Source organism: Fimbriimonadaceae bacterium (genome assembly GCA_023957775.1).
GTDB lineage: Bacteria > Armatimonadota > Fimbriimonadia > Fimbriimonadales > Fimbriimonadaceae > JAMLGR01.
The window spans coordinates 41,646-61,644 of record JAMLGR010000012.1 but is presented as its reverse complement, the minus strand read 5'-3'; the positions used below and the strand labels follow the sequence as shown (position 1 = coordinate 61,644).

Sequence of the window (19,999 nt, the reverse complement as noted above, 5' to 3'; positions counted from 1 at the left end):
GGGGCGCCTAGTACACTTCCCACATGGATCTGGCGCGGCAGTTTGAGCGCGATGGGTATGCGTTGGCTCGGGGGGTGTTTGGGCCTGGCCAACTCTCCAAAATGGAGTCCGACTTTGACCGCATCGTCGGGGCGATGCTCGCTTCCGGCGAGGAGATCAATGCGCGTTGGGGCGGAGGGCAGATGGACGCCTTGGACGGTGGAAACTCCGTCGTGCTCCACACGCACAACGTGCAGCAGTACTCCGCGGTTTGGCTTCAGGCGCTCCTCGAACCCGCCTTTCTCGATCTTGCCGAACAGCTTCTCGGGCCGGACATCGTGCTCCACCACACCAAGCTGTTCCAGAAGCCGCCCGAAGAGGGTGCCCCGTTCCCAATGCACCAGGACTGGTCGTACTTCCCCACCCTCCACGACACGATGCTGGCGGCGGTGATCCACGTTTCGCGGGCCGACGATGCCATGGGCTGCCTCCGGGTGGTGCCGGGCTCTCACCGACTCGGCCGCTTGGAAGACTCCTCGGGTCTCTCTCCGATCCGCGAATACACTCTTGAGGGCGCCGTCCCCCTCGAGGCGGAACCCGGGGACGTGGCGTTCTTCCACTACCTCACTATTCATGGCTCGAAGCCCAACCGCTCCCCGCACACGCGCAAGACGGTGCTCGTCCAAATGCACTCCGGCGACGATCGCGTCGAAGACGGCGTGCAGCACCCCAACGAACGCCTCGCGTTGCGCGGATTCAACCACCACGCCTCGCGATCGACCGCAGGGGCTTTGAAGTGATGCTCGGAGTGCTCGCCCTGCTCGTCATTCAGAGCCCTGCCGAACTCAAACTCTGGTACAGGCAACCGGCGGCCGCATGGACCGAAGCCCTGCCGGTGGGCAACGGACGGCTGGGCGCGATGGTCTTCGGAGGAGTCGCCGAGGAGCGCATCCAGCTCAACGAAGACACGATCTGGGCAGGACCTCCGGTTCCCGTCCAACCCCCAGACGCGGGTCGGTACGTCGCCGAAGCGCGGGCGCTGTTCTTTGCCGGCAAAGCGGCCGCGGGCGAGGCCCTGATTCAAGACAAGGTCCTTGGCCCGCGCATCGCCCCGCGCTCCTACCAGCCGCTGGGCGATCTTCGCCTCACATTCCACTACCCCAACGTCGCCAAGGTCGCCCCCCTGCCTCTCGTGGCCTGGAAGCGGGGACCAGTCGCCGCCGGCTTGGATGACGCGAGCCTCCAGCCCGGGTTCGACGACGACCATTGGGCGGTGTCGGAAGATCGTTCGGTACCCGAACGATCTTCTGTGGTGTTCCGCACGACGTTCGAACTCTCTTACGAACAGGCAGCGGGACTGGCAACCTTGGCGCTCTCCCCGATCGACGACCGGTCCGTGGTGGTCCTCAACGGGGTTCGACTGGGGGAAACCACGTCGTGGGATCTACCCACGACCCTCGCCCTTCGCGGGGCGCTGAAATCAGGGGAGAATGTGCTCGCGATCGGCGTCACCAATGTCGGTGGGGTCGGTTCGTTCGCCCAGACCGCCCAGTTGCGGCCCGCCGTGCCGACCCGACGGTACCATCGCTCACTCGATCTCCCGACCGGCGTCGCAGCGACCAGCTACGAGGTGGGCGGCGTGACCTACACGAGGGAGGTGCTGGCTTCGCACCCCGACCAGGTGGTGGCGGTCCGGCTGACGGCATCACAGCCCGGCGCGTTGAGCTTCACCGTCGCCTTGGACCGAGAGTCCGGAGCCACGGCTTCCCTTGGCGCAGATGGAGACCTGCTCCTCGAAGGGCGGGCGTCCCACGGCGAAACGCACCCCGGCGTCCGTTTCACGGGAGCGGCGCGCGTCCTCGCAGAGGGTGGAACGGTCCACTCCACAGACGGAACCATCGAGGTCCTCGGCGCGAACCGCGCCACGATCTATGTGGCGGCGGCGACCGACTACAACGCCAAGGACCCCGCGAAACCCCTCGCCCGGGACCGCACGAAGGCGTGCCTGGCGGACCTCGACAAGGCAGCCCAAGCCGGATGGGACCGGGTCCGCAAGGTTGCTACTCGCGATCTCGGCGCGTTGATGGACAGAGTCTTGTTGGACCTCGGTGCGGCCCCCGACCTCCCCACGGACGAGCGTCTCGAAGCGGTGAAGAACGGGGGCTCGGACCCCGCCCTGCTCGCGCTCTACTTCCAGTACGGCCGCTACCTCCTCGCCAGTTCGAGCCGGCCGGGCACCCTTCCGGCCAACCTTCAAGGGCTGTGGAACGAGCAACTGGAGGCTCCCTGGAACTCGGACTTCCACACGAACATCAACCTGCAGATGAACTACTGGCCGGTTGAGGTCGCGAACCTCTCCGAGTGCGCCGAGCCGTTCTTCGACTTCATCGAGCGCGTGCGCCCCGCTGGAAGGGTCATGGCCCAACGGCTCGGGTCGCGAGGGTTCACGTTGGGGCACGTGAGCGACGCGTGGCTTTGGGCGGCGGCCATTGGCTCCCCGGTCTACGGCATGTGGCCGATGGGTGCCGCTTGGTCCAGCGCGCACTTCATGGAGCACTACCGGTTCACCGGCGACAAGGTGTTCTTGCGCAACCGTGCATACCCCGTGCTGCGCGAGTGCGCCGAGTTCCTGCTCGGGTGGCTGGTGAAAGACCCGAAGACAGGTTTGCTCGTCTCCGGCCCCAGCACTTCGCCCGAGAACTCCTACCGCCTCGACGGCAAGACGCTGAGCCTGTCGATGGGCCCCTCGATGGACCAGGAGATCGCGTGGGAGGTCTTTACGAACTTCCTGGAAGCAGCGGGCGAACTGGGCCAGAGCGGCAGTTTCGTCGAACAGGTCGCCGCGGCAAAGGCCAAATTGGCCCTCCCGCAGATTGGGACCGACGGAAGGCTGATGGAGTGGGCGGAGCCGTTCGAGGAGGCGGAACCGGGCCACCGCCACATGTCCCACCTGTACGGGTTGCACCCCAGCTTCCAGTTCACTCGCGAGGGGACGCCCGGAATGGTGGCGGCCGCCAGGAAGTCGATCGACGCACGCCTGGCCAAAGGCGGCGGCCACACGGGGTGGTCGCGCGCGTGGATCGTGAACTTCATGGCGCGCTTCGGAGATGGGAACGCGGCCGTGGAACACCTGAACCTGCTGCTCGCCAAGTCCACCTTGCCGAACTTGTTCGACAACCATCCCCCGTTCCAGATCGACGGCAATTTCGGCGGCGCCGCGGGCATCGCCGAGATGCTCTTGCAGAGCCACGAGGGCTTCCTTCGCCTGCTACCAGCCCTGCCGACCTCTTGGCCCAAGGGTTCGGTTCGCGGATTGAAGGCCAGAGGGGGCTTCGAGGTTTCGATCGAGTGGGACGAGGGCCGGTTGAAGTCCGCTGAGATACGGTCGAAGGTCGGCGGCAATTGCCGCATCATGGCACCCCAGTCCGTGGAGGTCAGCGCCGGAGGTCGCCGCCTCGCCTCGGGGTCCGGTGTGCTCGGGTTCGACACTCGCCCGGGAGCGGTGGTAACGATCAGGGGGTAAGGGCCTCCCGTGCCCCTCGGTCACCCCTGCCCCCCGGTCATCCCGAGCGGAGTCGAGGGATCCAGCTGTCAAGTCGAGCGTGGTCGTGGCGGTTGCTTCAATCCTACGACTCCTGCACGAGCAGATCCCTCGCTTCGCTCGGGATGACGGGGGCCGCTCGGAATGACGGGGGCCGCTCGGGATGACCGGGGGGTCGGAATGACGGGCGCGAGGCTACTCCCCCGCGCGCTTCGCCCTGGCCGTTTGCTTCGCCTCGTTCCATGGGAATCGGCGGCCGTCGTTTCTGGGCGTGGCCGCGAGGCCGCCGCTGAGAATGTAGGCGCGCCTTGGGATGTCCGTCGTATTCGGACCTGCGTAGTGAAGCGTTCGGGAGAGGTGAAAGGTCGCCCCGCCTGCGGGCAAGGGGCACATCACCGCTCGGGAAACATCCGCGCCGAGAACCTCCAGCGCGTGGACCCGCACGTCCCCGCCCACGCTCTGGTGCGGCAAGACCTCCAGCCGGTGCGAACCGGGGACAAACCCCATGCATCCGTTGGCGACCGTCGCCTCCTGAAGGGGCACCCAGATCGAGAGCGACGTGTAGTCGAGCGAGGGATCCCAATACGCCTCGTCTTGATGCCACGGCGTCTCGGCGCCGGTTCGCGGCGGTTTGAAGATCATGTGTCCGTCTCCAAAAGCCGCCTCGGGCCCGAGCAGGTCCCGTACCACCTCCGCGGCGTTCGCCCAGAGGCGAGAGTCCCGCAACTCGGGCGCGTACTTGGCGGGTCCGAGAATCTGGGGAAGGACCGCTTCCTTCCCCTCCTCGTCGGTGCCCGCCAGGTCGAACTGGTCTCCCGTCTCCCAGCCGGCGCGCTCGGCGAACAACCGATCGTAGATCTCGCGCATCCAGACGACCTCGTCGTCGGGCATCAGGCGCTCGATGGCCAAATAGCCGTTGGCGTGGAAGAACTCGATCAGATCTGCGGTCAGCATGCTGCCCTCCTACGGGGTGAACACGAGCCAGGTGCGTCCGTTCGGCGGGATCGTGACGCGCACCATCACGGACCCGTCGGCCGCCACCGTGGCCCGCTCGCGACGACCGCGTTCGCCCAACACGGTCGCGGTTCGGGTCAACCCCGCGTAGTAGAGCGGCAATCGCAGGTCGCGCACAACCTCCTCGTCGAGCGGGTTGTACACCATCGCCAGGGCGCGTTCGCGGGCGCGGGGATTCACCAGCATCATGCAGTCCACGTCGCGCCCATCGGGCCGCCGAACGTGGATCACGTCGCCGCCCAGCACCTCCCGGTGCTCCTTGTAGAACGCGGTCCACTTCGCCACGACCTGGCGCGTCGCCTCGGTGTCGAAGAGGCGCGGTCCCCGGTAGCACGACATCACGCCCGTTCCGAAATTCTGGGCCAGGTGCGCCTCGTATTCCGCGCGGTGCTCGTCCAGGGGCTCGAGCGTCGCGGCCGCACCGCCCCCGTGGTATTCGACCAGCGGAAGCATCATCCACCCCATGCTCGCGAGCTTGCTCCACGTGCCGTCGTACACGTTCTGCCGCCCGATGAGCACCTGCAGTTCGCGCGGAAGCGACCAGTTCTCCTCGCGGTAGCCCATGCCGGTCTTGTTGGAGCCGCTGAAGAAGTACCAGTCCGGGGCGTTGATGAACACCCCCCGCTTGCGGCACTCGTGGAAGAACATCCGTTGACGCTCCCAGTTCACCCGCTCCGAATCCTCGAGGCCGTGGTGATACTTGTGCGTCGTCGACGCGCACGGATAGCCGTGGTAGGGCCCGTCCGTCTCAATGATGTCCATCCCCGTCGCATCGATGAAATCCAGCAGTCGCTTGAAATAGCGGTCGGAGTACTCCGAGCCCAGGCACAACGAGGGAGGATAGACGTCCTGCACGGCGTTCGACTCCTTGGAGTAACTGGCCGTCGAGCAGAAGAGCACGTAACCGCCGATCTTGATCCCCTTGCTATGGGCGTAGTCGAAGTCCGACTTGATGCGCGCGATGTACGCGGGATCCTCGTTGTTCATGTCGAATCCCGACCAGAACGTGAGGATCACCATCTCGAAACCCGTCGCGACGCACTGGTCCACGGCGCGGCGAATCGACTCCGAATCGCTGTTGCGCAGATGCATGAAGATCGGGTTCTCCTGCGTCCACGGAGCGAGGTTCCGGTACATCCGCCGCCGCGCCAAGCTCTGCCGCTCCCGATCTTCCCCATCGTGCAAGAGGGTGAAGGAGCGGAAGGAGCGCCACGTCTCGCCGGGTTCGAGGCGCACCGCGGGGCCCTGGGGATAGCCCACAGTCAGCAGGAGTCGCTGCTCTCCCGTCGCTCCGGTCTCTTGCGCATCGGGATGCCGCCACAGGTCGTCCAGCAACCGGTTGGGCATGCTGCGCAAGTGCTCGCCCGACACGGGATCTTGAAGGCCGATGCCCGGCTGCGTCGTATAGGCGTCGTCGGCCCGCCAACGCACGGCGGCGATGTTGTTGAACTCGTACTCGGCTTCAACGAACATGCGGCCCGGCGCCTCGTACCGGTTGATCGCCAATTCGTCGGTTCGAAGCGAGTCGATCTGGACCCGCTTGCCGCCGCGGTTGTGGAACTCGACCCACTTGGCGATCACCGGCAGCCCGTCGTAAATCTCGTACACCACCTCGGCCTCGAGATGCGAGACCCCGTCTTCGAAACGAAAGCGGAGTTGCTTGCCCGGAGGCGGCCACGGGGTGCTGGGAGCCCCATAGCGGGCGGCCCACGCCGGTCGCTGGTCGGCGCTCACCGCACCGACAGCCGGACCGCGGTTGATCTGCCTCAACGTCATCGCCCCTGGCTCCGGGCGCATGTCGGCGAGCCATTTGGGATCGAGGTAGTTCCGGTCGCGCTGCCCCACAAGGCCGCCGATCGCGACGGCCCTCCCATCCACCACCACCCGCGCTTCGGGCGTGGCCGCGCGCAAGAACTCGAATCCGACATCGGACCGCTGCAACGAGATGCGGGCCACGCTCTCCTGCCGCGCCCACTCGCACGAAACCAGTCCGTTCTCCAGGCGAACGCGATCGTCGTCGATCTGGATCTTTGCTACAAAGGGGCTGGGGTTGACCAGCCAATCGGGGACGTTCGCCAGTCCGACAAGGCCCATCGCGAGTATTCCTCCCAGCATGTCCGGAGCCTACCTGCGGCCGAGTCCGGCCCGCGGCGGGTTTAAGACTCGGTCAACTTCGCGACCCTGACGACCGTGTTGGTTCCGTATGGATACCCGGTCACTCCCAGCACGGTTCTGCCGTCGGGGCCGTGTTCCAGCTTCAGCGATTCGCCGCTGTCCATCCACGTGGCCTTCGTGTACTGGGAGGGTATTCCCGTAAACGGGCGGTCGCCGGGACCGCGAGGTTGGACCCCCGTGGCTCGCGTGTCGCCCGTTGCGGTGATGCCGAACACGAAGAGATACAGCGCACCATCCGCGAAGAGGCCGAAGTCGTCCCCGTCGCCTCGGATCGGGCGGACGCGTCCGTTGTAGATGGGACCCTGGTCTCCCCCATGCATCCGGATCCATTTGCCCATCACGCGGAATAGGGCGGACTCGTACTCCGGCAGCGAGCCGTCGCCCAGGGGTCCGAGATTGAGCAGGAGGTTGGCGCCTGCCCCCCGACTCCGACAAAGCTCCTCGATCGCCGCGCCCGGCGAAAGGAAGTTCACATCGCGCGCACCCGTTCCCCAGTGGAAGTTGCACGTATGGCACATCTCCCCGGCAACGTACTTCGCCATGCCCTTGCGGTGGATCGGCTCCGGACGGCCCCGCTCGAAGGTCACCGCATCGATCTCCCTGTGCACCAGGCGTCCGCCCTCCTCGATGCCGGTGTTGTTGATCAGCATGGCCTCGGGCTGATGCTTGCGGACGATCGCGTAAAGCGCGTCGAGCTCCCAGTCCGCGTCCCGCTTGCTCCAGTTGCCATCGAACCAGATGCCGCCCAACGGGCCGTACTGCGAGCAGATGATCTTCACCGAGTCGCGCAGGTACTGCTGGTAGCCCTTCCAATCGTTCTCGAAGCGGGGGTCCGACCAATCCAACGTCGTGTGGTAGAGCATCGGCACCACCCCCTCGGCTCGGCACCCGTCCACGAAGTCGCGCACGATGTCGCGTCCGGCAGGGGTCTTCGTCACATCCCAGGGACACAGACCGTGTGTATCGTACAGGCTGAATCCGTCGTGGTGGCGGCTGGTCATCGTCGCGTACTTGGCACCGGCTTCGTTGCACAGTCTGCCGACCGCTCGGCCGCTGAACGCGGGCACGTCCCACGTGGCCATGAGCTTCATGTACTCGTCCCGAGGGATGCGCTCTTGATGCATCACCCACTCACCACGACCAAGCTTCGAGTACAGGCCGAAGTGGAGGAACATGCCGAACGCCATGTTCTCGAAGCGCGCGACGCGTTCGGAGGGAAGGGGATCGTTGGTTTGCTGGGCCATGAGGACTTTCCAGGGGCGAGCGACCGCTGCCGACACGCCGGCCTGCAGAACTTGGCGGCGACTCCACTCCATGCCTCAGTATAGAGGCCTCCCGGCTCGGGGGGCGATCCGGGTAGATTCACCGAGCGCATGCCCACTCCCGACGCGATCCGGTTCGAGAGCTTGTTGGCCCCCGTGTTCGACACGGCGTACCGGGTCGCCTTCCGCATGACGCGCAACGCGGACGATGCGGCCGATCTGGTCCAAGAGTCGGTGCTGCGGGCCTACCGCGGGCTCCACACGTTCGAGGAGGGCTCGAACTTCCGAGCGTGGTTTTTGCGCATCCTCACCAACACGTACATCCGGCTCTCGGGCAGAAAGCGGGTGGAGAACGAGGCGGCCAGCTTCGACGAATCGCCCGAGCTGTTGCTGTTCGCCGAGTACCAGAAGGCCGAAGAGGCGGGCCCGGATCCGGCGCAGAGTCTGTTCGACAAGATCGACACGCAGCACGTGTTGGACGCGCTCGACTCCCTGCCGCCGGAGTTCGCCGAGGCCACGACCTTGGCCCTGATCGACGATCTCTCGTACCAGGAGATCGCCGAAGTGCTCGAATGCCCGATCGGCACGGTGCGCTCCCGGATCCACCGCGGCCGCGCCCTCCTCCAGCGTCGCCTCGCGCAAACGCTCGGAGTTCCCTCGTCGCTCCTTCCGCTCCCCTCCGCCGAACCTACGCCATGAGCCAACCCGACGCCTTCGACTGCAAAGAGACCTTCCGCCGCCTCGGCGACTACCTGGATCGAGAGCTGACCGCGGACGAGGTGGCGTGTGTCGAGCACCATTTGGAGATGTGCGAAGAGTGCGCGAAGGAGTTCCAGTTCGAGGCGGCCCTACTGGCCCATTTGAAGGCCAAGGCGCGCGCCTCCGATCTGCCGGACGGCCTGCTGACGCGCGTGCTTCAAGCGCTGGACGATGCGGGGGAAGCTTAGCATGGTTTGTGGTTTGTGGTTAGCGGACGGCGGATTCGCCGGCGACGTAGCCGGTGGACCATGCGGCTTGCAGGTTGTAGCCGCCGACGCGGCCGGCGACGGCCAAAACCTCGCCACATAGGAACAAACCCTCGCACTTGCGCGACCCCATCGTGTGGGGATCGACCTCGTCCAACGCGACGCCGCCTGCGACCACCTCGCCCTTCTCGAGCGGGATCGCCCGAACGGCGCCCAGGTTCCAACCCTTAAGGGTCGCCACCAGTCGATTGCGCGACTTGCGATCGAGTTGGCCCGCCACCGTCTCCGGATCGACCTCGGCCGCGCGAAGGAGCCACGGCGCCGCGCTTTCCGGCACCAGGCCCTCGACCAACGTCTTCACGCGTCGCTTGGGAAACTCTGCCAGCGCGTTCCTCGCCCACTCCATCGTCTCCTCGGGCGTTTGATCTGGCAGGACGTCGACCTCCAGGAACAGCGCGGCGGTCCTGGGTTGTTCGGCAAGCGCCCGGCTGACTTCGAGCGCACAGGGCCCCGAAACGCCGTGGTGCGTGAAGAGGAGATCCCCGCGCCATCGGTCGATTTCGCGTCCGTCGGCCCGCGCCTTGAGCACCACGTCGCGCAGCGCCACGCCGCTCAGGGTTTCGGCGCGCGCCTCCTCCAACTCCAGGTACACGGGCGCCAACGCAGCCCGAACCGGCACGATCGTGTGTCCCGCGGCTCTCGCCCAATGCCACCCGTCGCCCGTCGTGCCCGAGTTCGGATACGAGCTGCCACCGGTGCACACGACGACGCGCTGGCACTCGATTCGTTCAGACCCGACGACGACCGCGGCCACTCGACTCTCGCTGAGCTCCAACGAACCGACCGGCGAGTCCAGTCTGAGCTCCACGCCCGCCTCGTCCAGGTACGAACGAAGCACCGCAACCACGTCCTTCGCCGTCTTTTCGACGGGAAACACCCGCCCGTTTGGCCGGACGTAAACCTCGACTCCGCGCCGGGTCAACAGCGCGACGACCTGGTCGTTGGTCCACCGGTAGAACGATGGTCGGAGGAATCGGGCCTCGTCAGTGCGAAAGCCCCGCAGGACCTCGTCGACGGAGCCGTGGTGGGTGATGTTGCACTTGCCGCCGCCGGAGATCAGGATCTTGGTGCCGACGCGGGGGGTCTTTTCAAGCAGCAAGACCTGGGCGCCGAGCGTGGCCGCGCGCCAGGCCGCCATGATCCCGGCCGCTCCCGCACCCACGACGACGACGTCCGGCTTCGGCACCACGTCCCATTGTGCCCGTTTGGCAACAAGAAGGGCCGGGCCTCATCCTCCGCGACGGCAGAAGACGGTTCGAGGCACCGGCCCAAATTCGCGCGAACGCGAAACGTCAGACCTTGCGGCGCTTGCGGAGCAGGGCGAGGGCGCCCATCCCCAGCACGGCCATCGTGGCCGGCTCGGGAACCGCGTTGCCGCGCATCCAGAACGAGACTTTGCTCTGCTGGTCGAACTGGATCAGCGGATTGGGCTGGTTCGGGGTGTTGAACGTCGTCAACCGGACCCAGTTGGTCGTCGCCGTGTCAATGAACTGGAAGCTGATGGCGTCGGAGGCCTGCCCCGAGTGGGCGACCGAGTTCGTCACGACGGATGCGGAGGGCCCCGTCAAGAAGCCCGAGGTCGAACCCGAGAAGGTGGGCTCTTGGAACACCGCCTCGGTGCCGTCGGCATAACCTTCGAAGGTGCCAAAGACGAAGTCCGTGGGGGCGCCGCCCGGAGGTGTGATCGTGTTGGTGATGTCATCCATCCAGAGTTGGATGGGACCGTCGAATCCGTTGCTCTTGATCCGGACGTGCTCGATCGTCCCGCTGATTCCGTCGAGTACACCGTTGGCGCTCGTGCCGGCAAAAGGAGTCAGGGGATCATTGGCCAAATCGAAGGTGAACTGCTGCCAGGTCCCGTCGAGGGTCAGCGTCAAGCCGTCTTTGTTCACCCATTCGATGCCGCCCGTGGTTCCGCCATTGGACCCAATGGCACCGCTGACACCCGTTTCGCGTATCCCGAGCGAGATACTCAACGTCTGCGCAAAAGCCGACCCGGCGAACGCCGCGGTCGCCGCTACTAACAAGAATCTCTTCATCAAACCCTCCTCTTTGCCCGAACCGGGCAAACGAACCTTGCACCCTCCCTGGGCGCGGGAATAGACCCCTCTATTTTACGAGGTTGGCCCGCCTATTGCAAGTTTCTACTCCCTCGCGTCATGCGCCCGGGCAAGCACGACCTCGTCGTAGACGGGACGGAATCCGAGCCGGACGTTCAGATCGAGCATGGGGTTGCTCGACTCGTTCTCGGTGACGATCCGCGCCACACCCCGGGCCCGTGCGGCCTCGAACGCACGAAGCTTCAGTGCCGTGGCCAAACCTCGTCGGCGGTAGGCCCTGTGGACGCCCGTCAGGCCGGTTCCAAGCAACGTCGGATCGCTTGGGACGATGTTGAGCATCGTGATGCCCGCCAGTACCTCCCCGGAAAGCGCCACGAAGTGCAAGGCCGGGTCGAAGCTCGGAACGTCGACGTACTGCCCGCGGTAAGTCTCGAGCGGAATCTCCGCCCACTTCTCTTGGAACGGCATGTCGCGGGAAAGCTCCATATCGAACCGCCAAATGCGCGGCAGCCAATCATCGGGATGCCGCTCGATGAACCGGGTGAGCGGCACAATGTCGATCTCGCCGAGGTCCGTGCCACCGAACGGAGAAGGGTCGAACGTCTCGAGCTCGAGACAGGTGACCGGAAAGCGCTCGACCTCCTCGTACCCGCGTGCCTCGAGGACGGCGATGCACTCGGGAACCAGCGATGAGACCATCGTGCGGACCCGTCGCGCCCCCAGTTCGTGCGCGCGGGCGGCGACCCGCTCATGGATCGACGCAAAGACCTCGGCGCGTCCTGGAGGCACGAACACGTCGGCTATGAACAGGCCGGGGGCTTCGAAGAAATAGGCCTGCATCACGATGCCGGCGCCGAGAAACGCCTCGTCACGAGCCAGCAGGTACCGCTCCATCCCCGCCGCGGGAGGGGACCGTTCTTCCGAGGTCCTCATCGCCGGACCGTCGGTGGGCTGGAAGGGGAACATCGCGTTGCGCATCTGCGCATACGCTTCGTACTCCTCGTCGGTTCGGACCCGAATCCACCTCTCCACGACCCAGACAGTATGACGCGCCCCCCGGACCTTAACCCCGGGTTAATGCTCGGCGGGTTAGATGAAGTCAACCTACGGTTCGGCCGGGGCAGGAGGCGACTCTTGGGTCCGAAGCCGGCTTAGCTCGCGCTCCGCGCCCGCCAAACGCGCTTTGAGGAGCGCACGGAGATTGGGATTGGCCTCCTTCGGGATCAGCTTCATCAACCGGTGTGTCTGCTTCAGGTGCCGCTTCAGCTTCGCACCCTTCTTCGTCGCGAGCGCCATCGCCAGATTCGATATGCGATCGGCCAGTTTGATCGCCTGGGCCTCGGGTGACATGTGGGCCACGTCCTCGGCGAGGAGGTCTGCGCGAAGCGTCCAAATTTCATCTGCGGTGAGACCCGCCACGGCGTCCTCGTTCGGCTCGGTGCGGGTGAGTTCTCCCACCAGGCCGCGGGTCCGAGGGCCGAATCGAGCCTCGACCTCCTCCAACGTCACCTTTCCCGATTCGACCACGTCGTGCAACACCGCCGCGCACAACATGGCCTCGTTGGTGACGCCGCCTGCGTACCGAACCAAACAGAGCACCTCCAGCGGATGGGCCACATACGGAGTGGGGCAAGGCCCGTCCCGAACCTCGCCGGCGTGGACTTCGACCGCCCAAAGAATCGCGGATTCCAAACACCGAGCGCCACTTGTCATCGATTCCAGTATCGCCGAACCACCCATAATCCATCTAGTGGTACGAACACTCGCGACAGCCGACATCGGCAGCAACACAGCCCATCTCCTCGTCGCCCAGTCCGATGGGCACACAGTGATCAAACTCGAGAGTTCGAGCGAGTGGATCGGCCTCGGCGAGCTGATCGCTCGGAACCGCACGCTACCCGACGAGACCGTGGCGCGGATAACCGAGACGCTGAAGGGCTTTCTCATCACGGCCAAGGCGCGCGGCGCGGAATCGATCTACGTCTTCGCGACCGAAGCGATCCGACGGGCACTCAACGGTGCAGAGGCGTGCGAGGCCATCGAACGCGAAACGAAACTCCTGGTGGATGTGATTGCTCCGAAGCGGGAGGCGGAGCTCAGCCTTCGTGGTGCGGAGTTGGATACACCCACCCTGCGCGCGGGCTTCCTCTTCGAGATCGGAGGCGGCAGCCTGCAGATCGGCGAGCTCGAGGAGGGAACGTTGCGACGCTCGCACTCGCTCCCCCTCGGAACTGGAAGTTTGGTCGCGGCAACCGAGTTGCGCAGCCCTTGCCCCAGACCGATCCTCGAGGCGGCGCGCGATTTTGTGGAAAGGACATTCGAAGGGGTCGATATTCTGTCGAGAGAGTGTCAGGGCATCGCCAGCGGAGGCGTCGCGCGAGGGATCTGGCGGGCGCTTCATCCCGACGGCGATCCGATGCTGTCCCCGGAAGAGTTCGATTACTTGGTCTGGGCTGCCTCGCATCTGTCTCGCGACCAGCTCTCGGAGCGCTTTCGGGTCAAGTACAAGCGGGCGGGAACACTCCTTCCGGGAGCGCTCGTGTTTCAGACCCTGGTGCGGCGTTACGAGGTGGGAGAGCTTCGCGTGAGCCAATACGGGATTCGGGAAGGGGCGATTTTGGAGATGGCAACCGGCAAGATCGAGGTTAGGCGACTGTGAGACGGCCCAAGAAACTGCTGTCGGAGCGGTACCTGAACCGCGAGCTGAGTTGGCTCGCGTTCAACTCAAGGGTGCTCGCCGAAGCGGAGAACGCTGACAACCCCCTGCTGGAGCGACTTCGGTTCCTTGCGATCTTCGAGTCCAACCTGGACGAGTTCTTCATGGTCCGTGTCAGCGGCCTCATCGAGCAGTTTGAGAACCGCGTGGTCGAGATGTCGCCGGACGGGCTCAGTCCGAACGAGCAGCTCGAAGTCATCGCGCAAGCGGCGGGCCCTCTGCGCCGCCAAGCCTCCCTCGCTTTCTCCAAGAAGCTGATTCCCGTGTTGGAGGCAGAGGGCCTGCATCTGCGGAAGACGGCTGCCCTCTCCGAAAAGCAAACGGCGTCGATGCGCCGCTACTTTCAGCGGCAGGTGTTTCCTCTGTGCACCCCCCTCGTGCTCAGCCCGGCCCCGTCGGTTCCGTTCATCTCGAACCGGAGCCTCAACCTCGTTGTGGAGCTTGCCGACGGGAACGAAGCCAAACTGGCCCGGGTGAAGATCCCCACGATCGTTCCCCGCTTCGTCCCTCTCGGCCCCCGCAAGGACGAGTTCATCCTTCTTGAGGATCTCATCGCCGATCACGTCGCCGACCTGTTCCCGGGGGTCGAGATCAAGGGCACGTACCGCTTCCGGGTGATCCGCGACGCGGACATCGAGTTGCGCGAACTGGAGGCCTCGGACCTGATCGCGACGGTGGAGGAAAGCCTTCGGCTCCGGCGCTTTGGCGACCCGGTCCTGCTGCAACACGAGAGCGAGATGCCGGCCCACATCGTGCGCCAGCTTCGCGAGCTGATCGGGGTGGGCAAGCGCGACACGATGGAGGTACCGAGTTTGCTTGGGATGGAGGCGCTCGAAGAGCTCGTGGCGCTCGACCGGCCCCGGCTCAGGTATCCACCCCACCACGGTTATGTCGCGGAACCGCTCGCCAACTCCAATAACCTGTTCGATACGCTCGACGTCAAGGACGCGCTCGTCCATCATCCATTCGATTCCTTCCGGTCCGTGGAGGCCCTGGTCGAGTCTGCGATCAAGGATCCCCAGGTGGCGGGCATCAAGCTCACTCTTTACAGGGTCGGGACCGAGAGTGTGATCGTGGAAGACCTTGCCCAGGCCGCCGAAGCGGGCAAGCAGGTCGCGGCTTGCGTGGAGCTGAAGGCCCGCTTCGACGAGAGCAACAACATCGTCTGGGCGCGCGCCCTGGAACGCGCCGGAGCGCATGTGGTCTACGGATTCTACGAGCTGAAAACGCACTGCAAGATGTGTCTCGTGGTGCGCAGGGCAGGCAAAGAGCTGAAGGCGTACGTGCACATCGGGACGGGCAACTACAATCCGCAGACGGCGCGCCAGTACACGGACTTGGGGCTCTTCACCTCCGATCCCGAGATCGCCCGCGACGTTTCCGAGGTGTTCAACTACCTGACCGGCTTCAGCAAGCGCGTCAAGGTCAAGCACCTCTTGGTCGCGCCGATCAACCTTCGCGAGGGCATCCTCGAGCGGATCGCGCGCGAATCGAAGAGAGCGGCCCAAGGCGAGCAGGCCCGCATCGTGTTCAAGCTCAACGCGCTGGTAGACCCCGAGGTGATCGAGGCGCTCTACAAGGCCAGCTCGGCCGGGGTGAGCGTCGACTTGATCATCCGCGGCATCTGTTGTCTGCGGCCCGGCGTGCCCGATCTGAGCAAGAACATCCGCGTGGTGAGCATCGTCGGCCGTTTCCTCGAACACAGCCGCGTCTACTACTTTCACAACGGGGGCCAAGCAGAGGCCTACATCGGCAGCGCCGATGCGATGCGTCGCAATCTCGACCGCAGGGTCGAGGTGTTGGCGCCGATTCGCGACCCGGCCCTTGTGGAGCGCTTGCGAGAAGAGGTGTTGGAGCCCTACCTGCGGGACAACACGAACGCGTGGCGCCTCGATGGGACCGGCTCGTACACTCGGCTCGAACCGGACGGCAAGCCGTTCACCGTGCAAACGTGGCTGATGGGGAGACCCCTGGGCCGTTTCCTCGGCGGCTCCTAGAACGTCGCGACCCCACCTCAGGCTCTCGGCGTTCATCGCTGTTGCACGGCAAGCCGGTCCAAAATCCCTTAGACTCTCCCTATGGTCGGACTCGCCCTCTTGGCGGCCTCTGCTATGGCCCCGCTCCCCAACCTCGTCCTTCTCTTCTGCGACGACGCGGGCTACGGCGACTTCGGGTTCAGCGGCCATCCCACGATCGAAACGCCCCAACTCGACCGCATGGCGCGGGAGGGGACGCGACTGACCCAGTTCTACTCGGCCTCGCCCGCGTGCACGGCGAGCCGCTACGCGGTGTTGACCGGTCGCTACCCCGGACGGTCGGGGCTGGCCTGGGTACTGAACCCCGACAGCCCGCGAGGAATCCACCCCCGCGAGACCACGATCGCCGAGTTGCTCAAGGCGCGCGGCTATGCCACGGGCATCTTCGGCAAGTGGCATCTGGGGTACCCGAACGAGAAGAACCTGTTCGCACCCGAGCGACTCCCGCTGGCGCACGGCTTCGACGAGTATTTGGGCATTCCCTACAGCAACGATATGCTGCCCCCCAACCACCCGCCCCTTCGACTGTTGCGCGGACCGTCCTCGAAGGGCGACCCCGTCGCGGGGTACGAGACGATCACCGACCAGCTCGACCAAACGACGCTCGCTTCCCGGTTGACCGACGCGGCGGTGTCGTTTGTCGAACGCCATCGCGAAGGACCCTTCTTCCTCTACGTCCCCTTTCCCGAGCCGCACATCCCGCTCCACCCAGGCCCGGCGTTCCAGGGCAAATCGCGCCGAGGCACGTACGGCGACGTGATCATGGAGGTCGACGCCAGCGTTGGCCGGATCCTGGAATCGTTCCGCCGGCTTCAGCTCGATCGACGGACGTTGGTCGTGTTCACCAGCGACAACGGCCCTTGGGTCCTGCGGGGGTTGGGCGGCGGATCCGCTGGACTGTTTCGCGACGGCAAGGGGAGCACGTGGGAAGGCGGCGTGCGCGAACCCTCGATCTGGTGGCAGCCGGGGACGGTTCCCGCAGCAAGCACGCGCGAGGATGTGGCCAGCACGATGGACGTCTTCCCAACGTTCGCCCGTCTGGCCGGGGCTTCGCCGCCCCAGAAGATCGACGGCGCCGACGTGTGGCCCCTGGTGCGCTCGGGCATCCCGCTTCCGAAACGTCCCTATTACTACACGGGGCTCAACAACGAGGTGTTCGCCGTGCGCGAGGGTCGGTGGAAGCTCCACCGCAAAACGTACAGCCAACTGGGGCTCAAGTACTTCGAAGACCCGATGCCGCTTCTCTTCGATCTCGAAGTGGACCCCAGCGAGACGAAGAATGCCGCCGCGTCCCATCCCGACGTGGTGGCGCACCTGCAAGAGCTGCTCGCGGGATTCGACGCCCGCCTGAAGGCCGACGGCACCTACTGGGACCAGTAGGGAGGCGCTCGGTATGCTCCTCCCATGGCGAGCACCTTGCTGGGATTGGAGCCCGAGACCTTCGGCCTGACAGAGGCGCTGAGCGAAGACATCCGGCGGGTGGACCGGCTGCTTGGCGAGATGCTGCTCTCGCTGGAGGGGCCGGCGTTCACCGACCAGGTCCGCGCCATCTTGCGCACGGCCTCGTCGGACGATGCGAGCGCCGTGAGGGCTGAGATCGAGGCGAACCCCGAGCGGGTCGCCAAGGCCGTGCGCGCCACGACGCTGCTCTTCCAGCTCATCAACAGCCTCGAGCAGAAGGAGATCGTGCGCGTCAACCGCGAGCGCCGACGCATCCCCGACCACCCCAGCCAATCGGAAACCCTGCGCGGGGCGCTCCAGGCGCTCCGAGCCTCGGGCATGGATGCCGACGCGGTCGCCACCCTTCTGGAGCGCGTTCGCATCGAGCCGACACTGACCGCGCATCCCACCGAGGCCAAACGCCGCGCCGTTCTGGACAAGCTCCACCGCTTCATCCTTCTGATGGACGCGCCCCGGCGCGCGACGCTCGAGAACCGCCTGGACGACCCGGGGCCGGACGACGAGCTTGCGGAGACGCTCGCCCAGTTGTGGCTGACCGACGAGATGCGCGCTCGCGCGCTCAGCGTCGCGGAGGAGGTGGAGAACGCCCTCTACTTTCTTGATGGAACCATCTTCACGGTCGTCCCGCGCATCCGCGAAGGGTTGCGCCAGGCCTTGCAGGAGGTCTATCCCGAGCGCACGTGGAGCACGCCGCCGCTCCTGCACTATCGCTGCTGGGTCGGGGGAGATCGAGACGGCAATCCCAAGGTGACGCCCGAGGTGACGCGGCAGGCGATCGTCGCTTACCGGCGCTCGATTCTCGCGCGCTACGAGGACGAGTGTGCGCGCGCGAGCGACGCCCTGACGTTCAGCGAAGAAGCGATCGCCCCCAACGCACAGTGCGCGGCCCGTCTCGAGCAGCTCCTGGTGGAGGCCCCGCTTGAGGAGGACCTGCTGGGACGGTACGCGCGAGAGCCTTATGCACTGATGCTGATCGCCATGGCACGGCGACTTCGGGCCGCCGTGCGCGAGATCGATGGACTCACGCCCCGAGCGGCCCCCTACCACCGGCCCGAGGAGTTGGAGGCCGATCTCGCGCTCGTTCAAGAGGCGCTCGAGTCGCATCCCAACGCGCCGATCGGGCCGATCGTCCGCCTTCGCCGGCAAGTGGAGACGTTCGGCTTCCGCTACGTCACCCTCGACATCCGCCAACACAGCCGCGAGCACGAGGCGGCCATCGACGAGCTGCTTGCGGCGGCCGGGGCTACGGACAAGCCCTACTCCTCCCTCGAAGAGGACGAGAGAATCGCCTTGCTCCTTCGCGAAATCGCCAACCCGCGCCCGTTGGTCGGTCCGGAGTGGGTGGGAAGCGACCGCACGGAGAACGTGCGGCAGGCCTACCGCGTGGTCCGCGAGGCGCGAGAGCGGTACGGCCCCGAAACCGTGCGCACCTCGATCGTGAGCATGACCCACGCCCTCAGCGACTGGCTCGAACCCGTGCTTCTCGCCAAGGAAGCGGGGCTCGCCCCGTGGGGCGCGGACGCGCTCGAGTACGTCCCCCTTCTGGAGACCGTCGACGATTTGCAGAGGGGAGCGCAACTGCTCGAGGAGTGGCTCGCGCTGCCGAGGGTGCGGGAACACGTCGCCGCCCAGGGTGGAGTCCAGGAGATCATGCTGGGCTACAGCGACAGCAGCAAGGACGGCGGTTATCTGGCTGCAAACTGGGCGCTGTACCGGGCCCAGGACGCGCTCGCCGCGGCCGGGGACCGGCACGGCGTGCGCACGCGATTCTTCCACGGCAGGGGCGGCACGGTGGGACGCGGAGGGGGACGCGCGAACCAGGCGATCGCCAGCCAACCGCCGGGCTCGTTCTGCGGGCAGATCCGATTTACCGAACAGGGCGAAGTGATCTCCTTCCGGTACGGCCTTCCCGCGCTCGCGGAACGGCATCTCGAACAGATCGTCGCAGCCGTGCTCAAATCCGCGGGAATCCCTGGGAAACCGGTGCCGGCCGAGAGTCTGTACCGCGTCGACGAGTTGGCTGCAACCTCGCGCGCCGCCTACAGGGGCTTGGTGCAAGACAATCCCCTGTTCTGGGACTTCTACATCCAGGGAACCCCGATCCGGCAGATCAGCCTCCTGCCGATCGCGAGCCGGCCCGTCGGGCGGAGCGGCGATCGCCTCGTGGGCCTGGACGACCTGCGCGCGATCCCGTGGAACTTCGCGTGGGTGCAGTCCCGCTATCTCGTCGTGGGGTGGTTCGGGCTCGGCGCAGCGATGTCCCAGGTCCCGTCCCAGGCGCGTGCCGAGTTGGGCCGCCTGTACCGGGAGTGGCCGTTCTTCCGCACGGTCGTGGACAACGCGCAGCTTGAACTTGTACGCACGCACATGGAGACGGCGCGGCTTTACGGCGCCCGCGCGGAGCGGCACGGCGCGAGTCCCGACGTGCGCGCGATGATCGAGCGCGAGTGGGCGGCGACATTGGAGGCCGTGCGCTCCGTCACCGGCGAAGAGCTGCTCGCTGGGGCGAAGACCATCCGCAAGACCGTGGCTTTCCGCAATCCGCTGGTGGAGCCGATCAACGCGATCCAGATCGTGTTGATGGACCTTCTGGACGAGGGGTCCGTCGATCCGCACGTCCGTTCGGCCATGTTGCAGACGCTGGCAGGGATCGCCGCTGCCATGCAGAGCACGGGCTAATTGCACGCCCGTCGAGCGGGCGTGGCACCCATCCGCACCCATCCGCCAAGG

At 65.8% G+C, this 19,999-nt stretch carries 15 protein-coding genes; 8 read left to right on the top strand and 7 right to left on the bottom strand.

Translation table 11 applies throughout. The features are described from left to right. Positions 1 to 23: 23 nt before the first annotated feature. Both M9921_11000 and M9921_10995 read left to right on the top strand, forming a co-directional pair. Positions 24 to 779 (top strand): phytanoyl-CoA dioxygenase family protein, encoded by a 756-nt coding sequence (locus M9921_11000; protein MCO5297375.1) that lies wholly within the window; start codon positions 24 to 26, stop codon positions 777 to 779. Next, positions 779 to 3,502 carry a glycoside hydrolase family 95 protein gene (locus M9921_10995; protein ID MCO5297374.1) on the top strand — a complete coding sequence of 908 codons (2,724 nt, stop codon included), beginning with the start codon at positions 779 to 781 and terminating at the stop codon, positions 3,500 to 3,502. The genes M9921_11000 and M9921_10995 overlap by 1 nt, the downstream gene beginning before the upstream one ends. Positions 3,503 to 3,715: 213 nt before the next feature. On the opposite strand, the gene M9921_10990 is transcribed toward M9921_10995, so the two are convergent. Genes M9921_10990 through M9921_10980 form a run of 3 tightly spaced genes read right to left on the bottom strand, consistent with a single transcriptional unit; the run spans position 3,716 to position 8,025 of the window. Further along, a complete protein-coding gene (locus M9921_10990) occupies positions 3,716 to 4,474 on the bottom strand; it encodes a phytanoyl-CoA dioxygenase family protein (GenBank protein ID MCO5297373.1) in 759 nt (252 codons plus the stop codon). Positions 4,475 to 4,483: 9 nt separating this feature from the next. Continuing rightward, the gene (locus M9921_10985) at positions 4,484 to 6,649 is read right to left on the bottom strand and encodes a hypothetical protein (protein ID MCO5297372.1); all 2,166 of its coding nucleotides are present in this window, start codon (positions 6,647 to 6,649) and stop codon (positions 4,484 to 4,486) included. A 41-nt stretch (positions 6,650 to 6,690) separates the two neighbouring features. Then, entirely contained in the window at positions 6,691 to 8,025 is a 1,335-nt protein-coding gene (locus M9921_10980; protein ID MCO5297371.1) for an alpha-L-fucosidase, read from the bottom strand. Positions 8,026 to 8,082: 57 nt separating this feature from the next. Here M9921_10980 and M9921_10975 point away from each other — a divergent pair, with 57 nt between their 5' ends. Together M9921_10975 and M9921_10970 are read left to right on the top strand one after the other, a co-directional pair. Next, positions 8,083 to 8,670 (top strand): sigma-70 family RNA polymerase sigma factor, encoded by a 588-nt coding sequence (locus M9921_10975; protein MCO5297370.1) that lies wholly within the window; start codon positions 8,083 to 8,085, stop codon positions 8,668 to 8,670. Beyond that, positions 8,667 to 8,918, top strand: coding sequence for a zf-HC2 domain-containing protein (locus tag M9921_10970; protein MCO5297369.1), 252 nt, complete (start codon positions 8,667 to 8,669; stop codon positions 8,916 to 8,918). Before M9921_10975 ends, M9921_10970 begins: the two co-directional genes overlap by 4 nt. A 19-nt stretch (positions 8,919 to 8,937) precedes the next feature. On the opposite strand, the gene M9921_10965 is transcribed toward M9921_10970, so the two are convergent. The 4 genes from M9921_10965 to M9921_10950 all read right to left on the bottom strand — a co-directional run bounded on the left by M9921_10965 (position 8,938) and on the right by M9921_10950 (position 12,769). Continuing rightward, the gene (locus tag M9921_10965; GenBank protein MCO5297368.1) at positions 8,938 to 10,182 is read right to left on the bottom strand and encodes an aminoacetone oxidase family FAD-binding enzyme; all 1,245 of its coding nucleotides are present in this window, start codon (positions 10,180 to 10,182) and stop codon (positions 8,938 to 8,940) included. 106 nt (positions 10,183 to 10,288) lie between these two features. After that, on the bottom strand, positions 10,289 to 11,035 hold the full coding sequence (locus tag M9921_10960; GenBank protein ID MCO5297367.1) for a PEP-CTERM sorting domain-containing protein: 747 nt from the start codon (positions 11,033 to 11,035) through the stop codon (positions 10,289 to 10,291). A gap of 105 nt (positions 11,036 to 11,140) precedes the next feature. Next, a complete protein-coding gene (locus M9921_10955; protein MCO5297366.1) occupies positions 11,141 to 12,088 on the bottom strand; it encodes a GNAT family N-acetyltransferase in 948 nt (315 codons plus the stop codon). A gap of 72 nt (positions 12,089 to 12,160) precedes the next feature. Next, a complete protein-coding gene (locus M9921_10950; protein ID MCO5297365.1) occupies positions 12,161 to 12,769 on the bottom strand; it encodes an HD domain-containing protein in 609 nt (202 codons plus the stop codon). Positions 12,770 to 12,806: 37 nt separating this feature from the next. Between M9921_10950 and M9921_10945 the strand changes: the two genes are divergently transcribed. From M9921_10945 to M9921_10930, 4 genes are all read left to right on the top strand, one after another. Further along, a complete protein-coding gene (locus M9921_10945; GenBank protein MCO5297364.1) occupies positions 12,807 to 13,715 on the top strand; it encodes a hypothetical protein in 909 nt (302 codons plus the stop codon). Continuing rightward, entirely contained in the window at positions 13,712 to 15,769 is a 2,058-nt protein-coding gene (ppk1, locus tag M9921_10940) for a polyphosphate kinase 1 (GenBank protein MCO5297363.1), read from the top strand. Before M9921_10945 ends, ppk1 begins: the two co-directional genes overlap by 4 nt. An 81-nt stretch (positions 15,770 to 15,850) precedes the next feature. Further along, a complete protein-coding gene (locus M9921_10935; protein ID MCO5297362.1) occupies positions 15,851 to 17,188 on the top strand; it encodes a sulfatase in 1,338 nt (445 codons plus the stop codon). A 24-nt stretch (positions 17,189 to 17,212) separates the two neighbouring features. Next, on the top strand, positions 17,213 to 19,948 hold the full coding sequence (locus tag M9921_10930) for a phosphoenolpyruvate carboxylase (protein MCO5297361.1): 2,736 nt from the start codon (positions 17,213 to 17,215) through the stop codon (positions 19,946 to 19,948). The last annotated feature ends 51 nt before the right edge of the window (positions 19,949 to 19,999 follow it).